Consider the following 15,426-nt stretch of genomic DNA (forward strand, 5'->3'; position numbering starts at 1 on the left):
CATCGCCGTCGGCGGGGCCCTGGCCGGGACCGTCGGCGCCATCGTCTGGTTCCTGCTTCTGATCAGCACGGCGGCAGACACCGCGCTGTTCACCCGCCACTATCCCCTGCTCATCGCCTTCAACGTCGTCCTGGCCCTGGCCATGGTCGGTCTGGTGGGCTGGCAATTGACCGTCCTGTGGCGCGACTACCGCCGGCAGGTCTTCGGGGCCCGCCTGAAGCTTCGCCTCATGCTCATGTTCGGTGCCGTGGCGGTGCTGCCCGGAGCCCTGGTCTATGGCGTGTCGGTTCAGTTCGTCACCCGCTCCATCGAAAGCTGGTTCGACGTGCGGGTGGAAAAGGCACTCGAATCAGGCCTCAATCTCGGGCGCAGCGCCTTGGACTCCCTCCTCGCCGAGTTGTCCGACAAGGCGCGCAACATGGCCCTGGAGCTGTCCGAACTGCCGGAGTCGGGCCGCCGCTCCGCCCTGCTGCGCCTGCTGGAACAAAGCGGCGCCCAGTCGGCGGCGCTTTTCTCCGCCGGCGGCCAGTTGCTGGCCAGCGCCAATTCGGAGCTGGGTACCGGGCTCCTGCCTTCACTGCCCAGCCAGACCCAGCTCAAGCAGGCCCGCAGCGCCTTCGCCGTCACCTCGGTGGACCTGGAGGAGGGCCGCATGACGTTGCGCGTACTCGTCCCCGTCGCGGCCCGGGCGGTGTACGAGGATCGCCGCATCCTGCAGTTGATCCACCCGGTGCCGCCGGCCCTGGCCCAGAACGCCGAGGCGGTCCAGGCCGTCTATCGCGACTACCAGGAACTGCAACTGGCGCGGGAAGGGCTGACCCGCATCTACGCCCTGACCCTGACGCTCACCGTGCTGCTGGGCCTGTTTTCCGCCTTTGCCCTGGCCTTCGTCATGGCTCGCCGCCTCTCGGCGCCGCTTTCCATCCTGGCCGAGGGCACCCAGGCGGTGGCCCAGGGGGATTTCTCGCCGCGCCAGGCCGTGTATAGCCGCGACGAACTCGGTGTCCTCACCCAATCCTTCAGCCGCATGACCCGCCAGTTGGACGAGGCCCGCCGCGAGGCGGAGCGGCACCGCACCGAACTGGAGTCCGCCCGGGGCTACCTGGAATCGATCCTGGCCAACCTCTCGGCGGGGGTGCTGGTCTTCGACCGCGGCTTCACCCTGCGTACGGTGAACGAGGGAGCCCTGACCATCCTGAGCGATGATTTCCAGGGCCTGGTCGGGCTTCCCCTTCCCGAGTGGCCCCGCCAGGCGGCCCTGGCCGCCGCGATCCAGGGCCATCTGGCCCCCGGGACGGAAGGCGAGTGGCAGGGGCAACTGGAGATGGAACGCCCCAACGGCATGCCCCAGGTCCTCTTGCTGCGCGGTACGCACCTCCCGGAAGCCAGCGGCGGCGGCGAGGTGGTGGTCTTCGACGACGTGACGCGGCTCATCGCCGCTCAGCGCAGCGCGGCCTGGGGCGAAGTGGCGCGGCGCCTGGCCCACGAAATCAAGAATCCCCTGACACCCATCCAGCTTTCCGCCGAGCGCCTGCAACTCAAGCTGGCCGACAAGCTCATGAACGGCGACGCGGACATGCTCCGGCGCAGCACCCAAACCATCATCAACCAGGTCCAGGCCATGAAGCGCATGGTCGATGACTTCCGCGACTACGCCCGCCTACCGGCTCCGGAGGTCGCTCCCCTGGATATCAACGGCCTGATCGGCGAGGTTCTGGGGCTGTACGAAACCTCGGGAGCGCGTATCGTGCCGGACTTGGCCGGTGATCTTCCGCCGGTTCTCGGCGACGCCACCCAGTTGCGCCAGATCATCCACAATCTGCTGCGCAATGGCGAAGACGCTCTGGAGGGGCGCGCGGGGGCGGAGATCACGGTAAGCACGGCGCGGGACGGCCGCCACGCTCGCCTGCGGGTGGCCGACAACGGGCCGGGATTCCCGGCCGAACTGCTGCCCCGCATCTTCGAGCCCTATGTCACGACCAAGGCTCGCGGCACGGGTTTGGGGCTGCCCATCGTCAAGAAGATCGTCGACGAGCACCACGGACACATCGATATCGGCAATTCACCGGAGGGTGGCGCGTGCATCGAAATACGCCTGCCCCTGGTACGGGAGGAGGAAGGAAAACATGGCAATCATTCTGGTCGTTGACGACGAGGTGGGTATCCGGGAGCTGCTCTCGGAAATCCTTATCGATGAAGGCTACGACGTCCGTCTGGCGGAAAATGCCGGCGCCGCCCGCCGGGTGCGCGAGGAACTGCGGCCCGACCTCGTCCTCCTCGACATCTGGATGCCGGACACGGACGGCATTTCCCTCCTCAAGGAGTGGCACGCCGGGGGCCAGCTCAGCATGCCGGTGGTGATGATGTCGGGCCACGGCACTATCGATTCGGCGGTCGAGGCGACCCGCTTCGGCGCCTTTGACTTCCTGGAAAAACCCATCGCCCTGCAAAAGCTCCTGACGACCGTGCAAAAGGCCCTCAAGCACGCCGGACCGGTACAGCGCCCCCACCTGACCCTGGAAGCCTTTGCCCGCACCAGCTTCATGAAGGAGTTCAAGCGCCGCCTCGAGCAGGCCGCCGGCAAGGCTTCGGTCATACTGCTCAAGGGGGCGAGCGGCGGCATGGCGGAAATCTGCGCCCGCACCCTGCAACCCCCCCGGGCCCCCTGGCTCGATCTCTCCTCCCTGACCGCGGCGGTGTCCCAGGAAGCCCTGGAAAAAGCGGGGGGCGGGGTGATCTTCGTCCCCGACCTGTCGGCCCTGGGCAAACTGCAGCAGATGAACCTGAGCTTCACCCTGGATCGTCTGGAAAAGCTCAACCTGCTCCTGGTCGCCGCCAGCAGCCGCCCCCTGTCGGCCCTGGGGGAGGCGGGCTGGGACGGCAAGCTCATCGCCCGCCTGGGCGAAATCTGGGTGGCCATGCCCAGCCTGGCCGGCCACGCCGACGACGTACCGGAAATCGCCGGCCTGCTGCTCACCCACTTCATCGAGCGTGGCGAGGTCCCCGCCCGCCGCCTGGCCAGCAGCGCCCTCAACGCCCTGCGCACCCAGCCCTGGAAGGGCGCCGGCGACGGCGGCTGGTCAGAGCTCTATACCCTGGTGCGCAATCTTGCCCTGACCACCCTGGACGATGAAATCGTCTCCGACGACGTCGCCCGGCTGCGTCCCCAGGAGGAAGCGGATGCCACCGTGGCCTCCCTGCTGCCGCTCCTCGACCAGCCCCTGCGGGAGGCGCGGGATGCCTTCGAGAAAATCTATTTCGAGCACCACCTTCGCCTGGAAGGGGGCAATATGACCAAGCTGGCCGACAAGTCCGGCCTGGAGCGGACCCACCTTTACCGCAAGCTGAAGCAGCTCGGGGTGGCTCTGGGTCGCAGGGCGGAAGACTGACGGGGGCGGCAAACATGCGCGTCATCATTCTCGGGGCGGGGCAGGTCGGGGCCAGTGTGGCGGAAGGCCTGGTTTCCGAAGAAAACGACATCACGGTGGTGGACACCGACGCCGCCCGCCTGCACCACCTTCAGGACCGCCTCGATCTGCGCACCGTCTGCGGCAGCGCGGCGCTGCCCTCGGTTCTGAAAAACGCGGGAGCGGAAGACGCCGACCTTCTTATTGCCGTCACCCAGAACGACCAGACCAACCTGGTGGCGTGCAAGCTGGCCCACAGCGTGTTCAAGATTCCTACCCGCATCGCCCGCCTGCGCTCGCGGGACTTTCTGGAAGACGAGGCCTTGCTCACGCCGGAGAATTTCGCCGTCGATTTCGCCATCTGCCCGGAGCAGATCATCACCGACTACATCCGGCGCCTGATCGAGTTTCCCGAGGCCCTGCAGGTGCTGGAATTCGCCCGTGGCCGGGTCAGTCTGGTCGCCGTGCGGGCCTACGAAGGCGGGCTTCTGGTGGGCAAGCCCATCCGGGAGATGCGGGATCACCTGCCGGTAGACGCCGACGCCCGCATCGCCGCCATCTTCCGCCGCGATCAGGCGGTGATTCCGGAAGGGGGGACGGTGATCGAGGCCGGCGACGAGGTGTTCCTGCTGGCCGCCGCGGAGAACATTCGCAACGTCCTGCGCGAACTGCGCCGCCTGGTCAATCCGGTGGTGCGCATCATGATCGCCGGCGGCGGCAACGTGGGCCTGCGCCTCGCCCAGCGTCTGGAAAAACGCTACGAAATCAAGATCATCGAAGGCAACGCCGGCCGCGCCGAGGCCATCGCCAACGAAGTGAGCGAAACCCTGGTCCTGCTGGGCGACGCCACCGACGAAGAGCTGCTGGAGCAGGAGAACATCGCCGAAATGGACCTCTTCCTCGCCCTCACCAACGACGACGAAGACAACATCATGGCCGGCAGCCTGGCCAAGCGCCTGGGCTGCAAGCGGGTGGTGGCGCTGATCAATCGTCGCGCCTACGCCGAAATGATCGAAGGCGGTCCCATCGATATCGGCATTTCCCCCGCCCAGGTGTCCATCGGCACCCTCCTGGCCCACGTGCGCCAGGGGGACGTGGCCGAGGTTCATCCTCTGCGTCGCGGCGCTGCCGAGGCCCTGGAACTGGTCGCCCACGGCGATGCCCGCACCTCCAAGGTCGTTGGCCGACGTATCGACGAAATCGAATGGCCCCACGGCGTCACCATCGCGGCCCTGGTGCGCAACTTCGACCAACCGGTGATCGTCGGCCGCACCGACGACTGGACTGCCGTGACCCGCTACGGCGAGGTGGAAATCGCCCACCACGATACGGTGATCCAGCCGGAAGACCACGTCATCGTCTTCTGTACCCGCAAGAGCCTGGTGAAGAAGGTCGAGCAACTCTTCCAGGTCCGATTCCACTTCTTCTGAGAGCGCCGCCGTGGAGCGTTTCGCCCCCGTCTTCAAAGCCCTGGGCATGATCGTCATGCTCTTCGGGCTGACCATGCTGCTCCCGCTGGGCCTGTCCTACGTGGTGGACGACGGTGCCCAGGGCGCCTACGACGAGTCCTTCGCCCTGACTCTGCTATGCGGTGCCTTGCTCTGGTACCGCCACCGCAGCGTGAAGCGCGAGCTCACCGTGCGCGACGGTTTCCTGATGGTCGTGTTGGTATGGACTGTCCTGCCCGTCTTCGCCTGCATTCCCTTCATGATCCAGATAGGGGCGAGCTTCACCGATGCCTATTTCGAGGCGGTATCGGGCCTGACCACCACCGGCTCCACGGTTTTTTCGGGCCTCGATGCCCTGCCTCCGTCTATCAACCTCTGGCGCCACCAACTGGTCTGGGTCGGAGGCATGGGCCTCATCGTTCTTGCGGTGGCCATCCTGCCCCTGCTGGGCATCGGCGGAAGGCAGATGTTCAAGGCCGAGACGCCCGGACCGATGAAGGACGCCAAGATGACCCCGCGCATCGCCGAAACCGCCAAGGGCTTGTGGCTCGTCTATCTGGGCATCTCGGCGGCCTGCATCCTGGGATACCGCCTGGCCGGAATGAGCTGGTTTGACGCCGTCTGCCACGCATTCTCTACCATGGGCCTGGGGGGCTTCTCGACCCACGACGCCAGCTTTGGCCACTTCGATTCCACGGCCATCGAGGCGGTGGCCATCTTTTTCATGCTCCTGGCAGGGATCAACTTCGCCACCCATTTCCTTGCGGTCAACGGGCGCTCGCTACGGCCCTACCTTGGCGACCCGGAGGCCGGATGGTACTTGGCCGTGGTGCTAGCGAGTGTTCTGATGGTGGCTCTCTACATCTGGAAGGCTGGCGCCTATCCCGATCTGGGCACAGCCCTGCGCCACGCCGCCTTCAACCTGGTTTCCATCGCCACCACCACCGGCTACGCCAGCGTCGATTTTGCCCAGTGGCCCATCTTTGCACCCCTGTGGATGCTATTCCTGTCCAGCTTCGCCACCAGTGCCGGGTCCACGGGGGGAGGCATCAAGATGATCCGTGCGCTCTTGCTCTACAAGCAGGTCTATCGGGAACTGCTGCGGGCCATGCACCCCGCTGCGGTATACAACGTGCGGGTGGGCGGCCAGGTCGCGCCCCAGAGCATTCTGTTCGCCGTGCTGGCCTTCGGCTTCATGTACATGGTGAGCATTGTCTCGATGACCCTGATTCTTGCGTTCACGGGACTGGACATCGTCACAGCCTTCACCGCCGTCGTCGCCAGTGTCAATAACACCGGCCCCGGCCTCGGCCAGGTAGGGCCCTCGACTACTTATGAAGTGCTGAGCGACGCCCAAACCTGGGTCTGCACCTTTGCCATGCTCCTTGGGCGGCTGGAAATCTTCACCCTCCTCGTGGTCTTCACCCCCGCCTTCTGGCGCAAGTGACCGGCGGGGCCGAAAGGCGGATAATTCGCGTCTTTCGACTTTCGGCGAGGCCATCGTGACCCGACCCCGCAATGACAATTTCCTGCGCGCCCTCCTGAAGGAGCCTACAGACCGCGTTCCCCTCTGGCTCATGCGTCAGGCCGGCCGCTACCTGCCGGAGTATTGCGAGACGAGAAAGCGGGCGGGCAACTTCCTCAATCTGTGCAAGACGCCTTCCCTGGCCTGCGAGGTGACCCTGCAACCCCTGGCCCGCTACGACCTCGACGCCGCCATCCTGTTTTCCGACATCCTCACCATTCCCGATGCCATGGGCCTCGGCCTCTATTTCGAGGAAGGCGAAGGGCCCAAGTTCGAGCGCCCCCTGCGGGAGGAATGGGCGATCAATGACCTTTCGGCGCCGGACCCCTATGACCACCTGCGCTACGTCATGGATGCAGTGAGCGAAATCCGCCGCGCCCTGGACAATTCGGTTCCCCTCATCGGCTTTTCCGGCAGCCCCTACACCCTGGCCTGCTACATGGTCGAAGGCGGCGGTTCCAGCGATTTCCGCCGCATCAAGACCATGCTCTATGACCGGCCGGACCTGCTGCACCGCATCCTTTCCGTTACCGCCGACACGGTGACCGCCTACCTCAACGCCCAGATCGACAGCGGCGCCCAGGCGGTGATGGTTTTCGACACCTGGGGTGGTTCCCTGTCGGCCGCCGCCTACCGCGAATTCTCCCTCGCCTACATGCAGCGCATCGTCGCCGGTCTGAAGCGGGAAAAGGACGGGGAGCGGGTGCCCTGCATCGTCTTCACCAAGAATGGCGGTCTGTGGCTGGAAAGCATCGCCGACATCGGCTGTGACGCCGTCGGCCTCGACTGGACCCTGAACATCGGGGAAGCCCGCCGGCGGGTCGGTGACCGGGTGGCGCTGCAGGGCAATCTGGACCCCAACGTGCTTTTCGCCTCCCCCGCCGTGGTCGCCGCCGAGGCGCGCAAGGTTCTCGACAGCTTCGGTGCCGGCAACACCGGCCATGTCTTCAACCTGGGCCACGGCATTTCCCAATTCACCCCTCCGGAAAACGTGACGGTCCTGGTCGATACCGTCCACGCTTACCGCTAGTGGTCTGCTTCGCAATTAACGAAACATGAAAGCTTGTCTTTGCGCTCCTGGCGTTGTTGCTCATCCTCGCGATAGCTTCGGCTATCGCTGCCGAGGTTGCCAACTGCGGCGCCTAGCCAGAAACGCAAATCCGGCGCTTTCATCGTGTTCCGCCAATTACGAAGCAGACCACTAGTAGTCAGTCAGATAGGTTCAGCTATGTTCGGCACGCCCCGCATCCCCGCTCGCTTTGTCGCTCTCCTCGCCATAGCTTCGGCTATGGCTGCGGTTCGCTTCGCGCGATCGGGGCGCGGATGCGCGCCTCGGCATCGACGCAAACCTATCTGACTACTAGCCGCGTTAAGCGGTTCGCCAGGCACGCGCAGGGCGGGCGGGGCAGCGCTGTCCTTTTGGAACAGCACCGTCCTGGGCCGGCCCCCAGCGGCCGGGCGGAGGGGGTGATAAGCGCGGGGGGGGGCACCTACGCCGAAAGTCATAGCTGCTCACAAGCGGGTGTTTCACTTATGCACAGTTTGGGGGCACGGGCTCCAGGGAAATGGGCTCTGCCCCGTTGACAGGGAAGCAAAAACCCAAATCATTGATTTATATGGATTTATGCCACGCCGAATTTTTCGGCAAAGTGACAAAAATCCTTCTGGAGTACCGGTTTAGGCCATTCTTCCAAAAGCAATCCACAAAGTTATCCACAGATTTTGGGGACAATTTGAAAAACCTCTATAACTGAATGAGTTGCCCCGGTTTCCCAGAATTGACTAGAAGTATTCGAATCCCGTAGAGCCCCATCCCGTGAGCTTTCTGCGCGTCGCCCTCGATCTTCCCCTCCATCGCAGCTTCGATTACCGCTGGCCTGAGGCCAGCGCCGACGATATCGGCTTGCGGGTCCGGGTACCGTTCGGTCGCGGGGAGCGCATCGGCGTCATCGTCGGGGTGGCCGAAACGAGCGACTGGCCGGCCGAACAAGTGCGCCCCGCCGCGGCAATCCTGCGCGACCTGCCGCCCCTGGGGGCGGACTTTCTGGCCCTGTGCGACTTTGCCGCCCGCTACTATCAGGCCGCACCGGGTGAGGCCATCCTTCAGGCGCTGCCGGCGGGCCTGAAGCGACTTGCCCCGCCGCAGCGGCGCGAGGGCCGTGGCGTCCGGCCCGTCGCTGCCGTGGCCCCGCCGGAACTCACCGACGAGCAGCGGGCCGCCCTAGCCGCCGTCAGCGCGGCGCCGCGCTTCGTTCCCTGGTTGTTGCACGGCGTCACCGGCAGCGGCAAGACCGAGGTCTACCTGCAATTGATGGCAGCGACCCTGGCCGCGGGGCGCCAGGCCCTTGTCCTGGTGCCGGAAATCAACCTCACCCCCCAACTCGAATCCCGGGTGCGGGCGCGCTTTCCGCAGCAGCGTGTCGTCGCCCTGCACAGCGAGCTTGCCGAAGCCGCCCGGGAGCGCCACTGGCGGGAAGCCCAGGCGGGGGAGGCGGCCATCGTTCTGGGCACGCGCCTGGCGGTCTTCGCCTCCCTGCCGCGGCTGGGGCTCATCATCGTGGACGAGGAGCATGACCCCTCCTTCAAGCAGCAGGACGGAATGCGCTATTCGGCTCGGGATGTGGCGGTCTTTCGTGCCCGCTTGTCGGACATCCCCATCGTCCTGGGATCTGCGACCCCCTCGCTGGAGTCCTGGGCCAACGCCCAGGCCGGGCGCTACCGCCTGCTGACCCTTGCGGGACGGGCGGTGGCCGCGGCGCGCCTGCCCGTCGTCAATCTGGTGGACAGCCGGCGCGAAACCGTGCGCGAGGGAATCGGAGCGGCCCTGGAGGCAGCGCTGGCCGCCCGGCTCGAACGGGGGGAACAGAGCCTGGTCTTCCTCAACCGCCGCGGCTACGCGCCGGTGCTGGCCTGCGCAGCCTGCGGCTGGACCTCGCGTTGCCGACGTTGCGCCGCCAACCTGGTCCTGCACCAGGCCGACCGCCGCCTGCGCTGCCACCACTGTGGCTTCGAAACCCGCGTGCCGCGGGCCTGCCCCACCTGCGGCAACCAGGACATCCAGCCCTTCGGCCGCGGTACCCAGCGCCTGGAAGCCTGGCTGACCGAACGCTTTCCAGCCGCCCGCGTCCTGCGGGTGGACCGCGATGCGGTCAAGTCCCGCCGGCAATGGGAGAGCATCCTGGAGCGCATCCACGCCGGCGAGGCCGACATCCTGGTGGGCACCCAGATGCTGGCCAAGGGCCACGACTTTCCCCGCCTCACCCTGGTTGGCGTGGTGGGCGCTGACGCCGCCCTCTTTGCTGCCGACTGGCGCGCGCCGGAACGGCTCTTCGCGCAGCTCATGCAGGTGGCGGGCCGCGCCGGGCGGGCGGAATTGCCCGGGGAAGTCCTCGTCCAGACCCGCTATCCGGAGCATCCCCTCTACGCCGCCCTGGCTGCCCACGACTATCCGGGCTTCGCCGCCGCGCAGTTGCAAGAACGCCGTCAGGCCGGATTTCCGCCCTACGCCTACCAGGCCATCCTGCGGGCGGAAGCCCCGGCCATGAGCGATGCCATCGCCTTCCTGGCCACGGCCCGCGCCCATGCCGAGGTCGGGGCGTCCGCCGGCATCACTGCCTACGATCCGGTCCCCCTGCGTCTCTCCCGCGTCGCCGAAAGGGATCGTGCCCAACTCCTGCTGGAATCAGGCTCCCGCCGCGCCCTGCAGGACTTTCTCCCCCTCTGGCGCGAAAAACTGGAAACCATCCGTGTCCCGGCCAAGCTGCGCTGGCATCTGGAGGTGGATCCGCTGGAGTGCTGAGGCCCGTCGCCGACCCTCACCGTTTCAAAGCTGGCCGTTGCTTTGTAACCAGACCATGCGGTCGAGGATTTTGCGGCGCCAGCCAGCGGCGATTCCCTTTGCCGCCGCAAGGGTGGCGAGGGACTCCACCGGCGGCCGATGGAGGCGGAGGGACGCCAGGGCTTCAGCCAGGGTCGGCGCGGAGGCGTCCCGCTCGACGAGTAGCAGGCCGTCGTCCGCCCGCACGGTACCGGGAACGAGCACCCTGGCGTACCAGCCCGCAATACCCTCTGCGGCGATGAAGGCGGCCATGCCTTCGACCGCGTAGCGGGCGTCGATTTTCCAGCAGGGGCTGCGGGGCTGACTGATCTGGAGGCGCGTTTCTCCCAGGGCGAAGACGTCGCCGAGACAGACGTCCGCCTCCCTGAACCCGATGGCCGAGAGGTTCTCCCCGATGCTGCCTGGAACGAGTTGCGCGGCCGCTTCCGGGAAGCGATCGGCCAGGCGGGCATAGTGCTCGACAGGAAAGCAATGCACGGCCTTGTCCGGCCCGCCGTGCACGCTACGGTCGGCCTGCTGGTCTCCTGCGAAGCCCTCCGGGCCCAGGGCGACGGGCAGCGCGGCGAGGGTCTTGAAAAGAGCCGTCTGCCGCCCGTTGCCGGGCATGGGGCTGATCCGGCCGGTGAAAATATGGACCGGGGATGGGCTCACGCCTGATTCCACAGCCAGGCCGCGCCGCGCACACCAGAGGAATCGCCGTGCACCGGGGGGAGCAGGCGGGTGCGGACGCTGTCGGAGAAGATGTGGCGTCCCCAGCGGAGAGGCACTTCGTCGTAGAGGGCGGCAATGCCGGAAAGGCCGCCGCCCAGGACGATGACTTCCGGGTCGAAGACGTTGATGACGCCCGCCAGGGAGCGGGCCAGACGCTCAGCGTAGAGGGCGAGGCTTGTGACGCAGGCCCCATCGCCGGCTGCTGCCCGATTCGCGATGGCTGAGGCGTCGCGTTCGGTTCCGCCGCAGGCGCGGTGATGGGCCGCGAAGGCCGGGCCGCTCAGGTAGGTTTCGATGCAGCCGGCCCGGCCGCAGTAGCAGGGCAGCAGAGGGTGGTCGGCTTCGCTGGGGGCGGGCAGGGGGTTGTGGCCCCACTCGCCGGCGATGCCGTTGGCGCCTGCCAGGACGCGACTGCCGACGACCAGACCCCCGCCCACGCCGGTGCCGAGGATGACGCCGAAAACCGTAGCCGCACCGGCCCCGGCACCGTCGACGGCCTCGGACAGCGCGAAGCAGTTGGCGTCGTTGGCCAGCCGGACCTCTCTTTGCAGCAGGGCCTGTAAATCGCGCCGCAGGGGCTGGCCGTTGAGCCAGGTGGAGTTGGCGTTGCGGATGCGCCCGTCGACCGGGGACTCCGATCCAGGAATGCCAAGCCCCAGGCTACCCCGTTGCCCGAGTTCAGCTTCGGCCTCCTCCACGAGATCGGCTATGGCGCCTACCGTGGCGCGGTAGTCGCCACGGGGGGTTTCCCGCCGGCGACGCAGCGCGACGCGGCCCCGCGGCCCCAGGGCGATGATCTCGATTTTGCTGCCGCCAAGGTCGACGCCCAGGCGCAGGGCAGTGCGGGCGGCGGGCATGGGCTCAGACGCGAACCGCGATGCCCTTCACGTTGCCGTGGGTGGTCGTGAAGGTACGCAGCACGCTGCCGCCGGCTTCGAGCAGGAGGGTGAAGAGATTGCGTTCGCTGTAGAGACAGACCGGGCGGTGAAGGTCGTACTTCTTCGCCATGGCCGGTGCCAGACCACAGAAGCGCTCGCCCAGGCCTTGATCGGCGCCGGCATAACCGTCACCCAGTTCGGAATGCAGGCCCAGGATGGACACGTAAAGCTTGCCGCCGATCTTGAGGCGCAGGAGCAACTGGTGCACGAAGCGGCGGGCATCCTCATAGGGGACTCCACAGAGCCCGCGGCGAATCACGACCAGATCGAAGGGCTCGCCGGCCAGATCGTCGTCGAGCTGATGGAAGTCTAGGGGCGAGAACGCCAGTTCATCGTCGAATCCGGCGGCGGAAGCCAGGGTCTGGGCGCGGTCTGCCATGGCAGCTTCGTCGCCCAGCGTGACGCGGGCACCCAGTTTGACCATGGCGATGGCCAGATCGGCCGCGCCAACCGGGGCGACCAGGGCCGCTACCGGGTCACCGAAGCGACGCCGCCTGACGATTTCCTCAAGGGCCAAACGCTCCAGTTCGTCGGCGCCCGTCGCCAATGGATTGGCTGTAGTATGGACAGTGTTCATAAGTCTCCCCTCCCGCATTCTGCGCGGATCGGGGCGACTTTTCAACGGGGATTTCTATGCTAGTGAAATTTATTTCGAGCGAGACCGGGGAGCTGATCATGTTCGCCGAAGTGGCGCGTCAATTGCTCCTTGCTCTGGGCAAACCTTGCGCCGCCCGAGGGGCCTTCACGGTGGAGGAAATGGCCGCTGCGGCCGCCCACCTGCGGGCTCTGGTGGATGGAGGGGCGTCGGGCGCAGCCGCCGGCGCGACGGGGTTGGGCGATGAGGAGGACGAGCCGCCGGTCTCCCTGGGGAGCCGGGCCTGGCCCTTCATCGACATGCTGGAGAGGACTGCCCGGGGTGGCTCCAGGGCGAATATCGTGTGGGAGGCGCCGGGGGACTTTTCCGCCTGAGGATGCCCCCTCAGAACAGTTCGATGTCGTCGCCTTTTTGCTTCATTTCGGCCATGTAGCGCTGCACGGCCTCGTGCACCGGGACGCCCTGCATCACCGCTTCGAACATGTTCACTTCTTCGCGCATGGTGTATTTGGACTTGATGCGGTCCTGGAGCGCCACCCACTCCGCGGGGTTGTAGAGCTTGGCCTGGTTGGAAACCAGGTCGCTGAGGGAACCGAGGCTGTGGCCTACATGGACCAGGCGCTGGGCCAGCTTGTCGTAGAACTGGAAGGCGATGACCGCCTGGTGCACCATGCCCGAGACGTGTTCGGACATCCCGGTCAGTTCGGCCTTGGCTGCCCCCACTTCGGCGGTGTCGGGAAGCGTGCGGATGGTGTCGGACAGCTTCTGCATGCAGCCCGCCATGGTCGTGAAGGCGCTGGTCAGCACGTCCACCGAGGTATTGCTCTCGGTCATGGCCGCCTCGATCTGCACCGCCGCCAGTTCCAGCATGAGTACGGTTTCCCGCACCTGGCTCCAATTGAGGTCCGGCGCATGGGCCGAAGTGCCGCGCGGGGGGGTGTTTGTCTCAGCCATCCTGTGATCCCTCTCTCCTCCGTTCTGGCGGGGGACTATACCGTATTTCGCCGCGGCCTATCCACAGGGGGACGAGGCTTCCCCCAGGAAGACCGGCTCCGGCACTAGGTTTACGCCGAAGCGTTCGCGTACGTCCCGCTGTACGGCGTGCATCAGGGCGCGGACGTCGCTTCCCCGGCCGCCGCCCCGATTGACCAGAACCAGTGCCTGTTTTTCATACATCCCCACCGGACCGAGATTGCGGCCTTTCCACCCGGCCTGCTCGATGAGCCAGCCGGCGGCGAGCTTCACCCGGCCATCGGCTTGGGGATAGCGGGGCAGGGCGGGGAATCGACCCGCCAGGGCGGAGGCGAGCGCGCTGTCCACCACCGGGTTGTGGAAGAAGCTGCCGGCGTTGGGCAGCGCCGCCGGGTCGGGCAGCTTGCGGCGCCTTACCGCCATGACCGCCTGCGCCACCTCCCGCGGGCCGGGCTTGGCGGTAACGCGGGAATCGAGTTCCGCGGCGAGTTCTCCGTAGCGGACATTGGGCTGCCAGGCCTTGGGCAGGCGAAAGCTGACCGCGGTGATGGCGAAGCGCCCGCACAGGTGCCAGCCCTCCTGCTTGAACACGCTGTCACGGTAGGCAAAGCGGCAATCCTCGGGCGAGAAGGCCACCAGGCAGCCGGTGGCAAAGTCGTAGGCCTCGACCCGGGCGATGCGTTCGCCGACTTCCAGGCCGTAGGCGCCGATGTTCTGGATCGGTGCCGCCCCGACGGTGCCGGGAATGAGCGCCAGATTCTCCAGCCCCGGCCAGCCCTGCTCCAGGGTCCACAATACGAAATCGTGCCAATTCTCGCCGGCCCCCGCTTCCACGATCCAGGCATCGTCCTCCTCCCGCACCAGGCGCCGGCCGCCCAGGGCCATGTGCAGCACCAGCCCGGCGAAATCCCCGGCCAGCACCAGATTGCTACCGCCGCCGAGGATGAAGCGGGGTCCGGCGAGGCTGGCAGCCTCGTGCAGCTGCGCCACTTCGGTCACGCGCAGATAACGTTCCGCCCTGGCGGGGAGGCCGAGGGTGTTGAAGGGGGTGAGGTCAACTGGATCGCCGGGAGAGGGCATGCTGCGGGGCTTTCCTGATGTAGGGTGAGGTGTGGGCTTGTGAGAACGCGTGCCGGGAGGGTTCACCGGACAAGCGATTGAAAACCGAGCACGGGAAGCCTGGCGCGAAAGCTGCCAAAGACCAACCAGGAAATAGTGATTCATGGACATTTTGGGCCGCTACAGGAGCGCAACGCAACGTGCCCGCGTATTCAGCGAAGCTTGGGTCGAAGAGCACTTCAGGTGCCCGAGTTGTTCGGAACGCTTGCAAGCTACGCCCAACAACACCCAGGCCCTGGATTTCACTTGCCCATCCTGCTGCAGTGGATTCGAACTTAAGAGCAAGAAAGGGGCGTTCGGCCGCACCGTTGCAGATGGCGCGTACGCAGCCATGCTGGCGCGCATTAGAGCCAGTCGGAGCACCAGCCTCATCTTGCTGGGCTACACGGAGGACTACCGAACAAGGAGTGTGATTGCCGTTCCGGCCAGATTTCTCGTCGAGGCATTGATCGTTCCCCGAAAACCCTTGGGGCCGCATTGTCGGCGGGCGGGTTGGCAAGGGTGCAACATCAATATCGGCCTCCTTCCACCTGATGGGCGAATCGTCTGCGTTCATGAGTTTGTGACCCGACCCCAGGCGGAGATATGCCAAGAGTGGAAAAGAACGGCTTTCCTTGAGGACAGTAATTCCGCAGCGCGAAGCTGGCTGGCTGTGATCATGGGAATCGTTTCCAGACTCGAGCGGACTCGTTTCTCTCTAGCCGATGTTTACCAAGCCGAGGGTGAATTGGCAGAACGGTTTCCTGGCAACAGCAACCTTCGGGCAAAAATACGCCAGCAGTTGCAGGTGCTGCGGGACAAGGGTTGGTTGACCTTTTTGGGCAATGGGCAGTACGCGGTCAGTCGCCAATCGGCCCCGTATCACTGATAACG

At 66.1% G+C, this 15,426-nt stretch carries 13 protein-coding genes; 8 read left to right on the forward strand and 5 right to left on the reverse strand.

Annotated features, from left to right (window positions below; translation table 11 throughout):
- Positions 1-142 precede the first annotated feature (142 nt).
- From IPM73_16910 to IPM73_16935, 6 genes are all read left to right on the forward strand, one after another.
- Entirely contained in the window at positions 143-2,149 is a 2,007-nt protein-coding gene (locus tag IPM73_16910) for a HAMP domain-containing protein (GenBank protein MBK8919674.1), read from the forward strand.
- Positions 2,127-3,389, forward strand: coding sequence for a sigma-54-dependent Fis family transcriptional regulator (locus tag IPM73_16915; protein MBK8919675.1), 1,263 nt, complete (start codon positions 2,127-2,129; stop codon positions 3,387-3,389). Before IPM73_16910 ends, IPM73_16915 begins: the two co-directional genes overlap by 23 nt.
- 14 nt (positions 3,390-3,403) lie before the next feature.
- The gene (gene trkA, locus IPM73_16920) at positions 3,404-4,837 is read left to right on the forward strand and encodes a Trk system potassium transporter TrkA (GenBank protein ID MBK8919676.1); all 1,434 of its coding nucleotides are present in this window, start codon (positions 3,404-3,406) and stop codon (positions 4,835-4,837) included.
- A gap of 46 nt (positions 4,838-4,883) precedes the next feature.
- A complete protein-coding gene (locus tag IPM73_16925; protein MBK8919677.1) occupies positions 4,884-6,302 on the forward strand; it encodes a TrkH family potassium uptake protein in 1,419 nt (472 codons plus the stop codon).
- 55 nt (positions 6,303-6,357) lie between these two features.
- On the forward strand, positions 6,358-7,410 hold the full coding sequence (locus IPM73_16930) for a uroporphyrinogen decarboxylase (protein MBK8919678.1): 1,053 nt from the start codon (positions 6,358-6,360) through the stop codon (positions 7,408-7,410).
- A 786-nt stretch (positions 7,411-8,196) separates the two neighbouring features.
- Positions 8,197-10,179 (forward strand): primosomal protein N', encoded by a 1,983-nt coding sequence (locus tag IPM73_16935; protein ID MBK8919679.1) that lies wholly within the window; start codon positions 8,197-8,199, stop codon positions 10,177-10,179.
- Positions 10,180-10,203: 24 nt separating this feature from the next.
- Here the strand turns inward: IPM73_16935 and IPM73_16940 are convergent, their stop codons facing one another.
- Genes IPM73_16940 through IPM73_16950 form a run of 3 tightly spaced genes read right to left on the reverse strand, consistent with a single transcriptional unit; the run spans position 10,204 to position 12,444 of the window.
- Positions 10,204-10,824, reverse strand: coding sequence for an MOSC domain-containing protein (locus IPM73_16940; GenBank protein ID MBK8919680.1), 621 nt, complete (start codon positions 10,822-10,824; stop codon positions 10,204-10,206).
- Between the two features lie 41 nt (positions 10,825-10,865).
- A complete protein-coding gene (locus IPM73_16945; protein ID MBK8919681.1) occupies positions 10,866-11,765 on the reverse strand; it encodes an ROK family protein in 900 nt (299 codons plus the stop codon).
- Positions 11,766-11,790: 25 nt separating this feature from the next.
- Positions 11,791-12,444, reverse strand: coding sequence for a class I SAM-dependent methyltransferase (locus IPM73_16950; GenBank protein ID MBK8919682.1), 654 nt, complete (start codon positions 12,442-12,444; stop codon positions 11,791-11,793).
- A gap of 62 nt (positions 12,445-12,506) precedes the next feature.
- On the opposite strand from IPM73_16950, the gene IPM73_16955 reads away from it, so the two are divergent.
- Positions 12,507-12,836: a DUF1840 domain-containing protein gene (locus IPM73_16955; protein MBK8919683.1), complete on the forward strand. Its 330-nt coding sequence runs from the start codon at positions 12,507-12,509 to the stop codon at positions 12,834-12,836.
- A 10-nt stretch (positions 12,837-12,846) separates the two neighbouring features.
- On the opposite strand, the gene IPM73_16960 is transcribed toward IPM73_16955, so the two are convergent.
- On the reverse strand, positions 12,847-13,416 hold the full coding sequence (locus IPM73_16960; protein ID MBK8919684.1) for a hypothetical protein: 570 nt from the start codon (positions 13,414-13,416) through the stop codon (positions 12,847-12,849).
- A 57-nt stretch (positions 13,417-13,473) separates the two neighbouring features.
- A complete protein-coding gene (gene murB / locus IPM73_16965) occupies positions 13,474-14,514 on the reverse strand; it encodes a UDP-N-acetylmuramate dehydrogenase (GenBank protein MBK8919685.1) in 1,041 nt (346 codons plus the stop codon).
- 142 nt (positions 14,515-14,656) lie between these two features.
- Between murB and IPM73_16970 the strand changes: the two genes are divergently transcribed.
- A complete protein-coding gene (locus tag IPM73_16970) occupies positions 14,657-15,421 on the forward strand; it encodes a restriction endonuclease (GenBank protein ID MBK8919686.1) in 765 nt (254 codons plus the stop codon).
- Positions 15,422-15,426: the final 5 nt, after the last annotated feature.

The sequence above is a fragment of the Betaproteobacteria bacterium genome (genome assembly GCA_016720065.1).
Taxonomy (GTDB): Bacteria; Pseudomonadota; Gammaproteobacteria; order Burkholderiales; family Rhodocyclaceae; genus SSSZ01.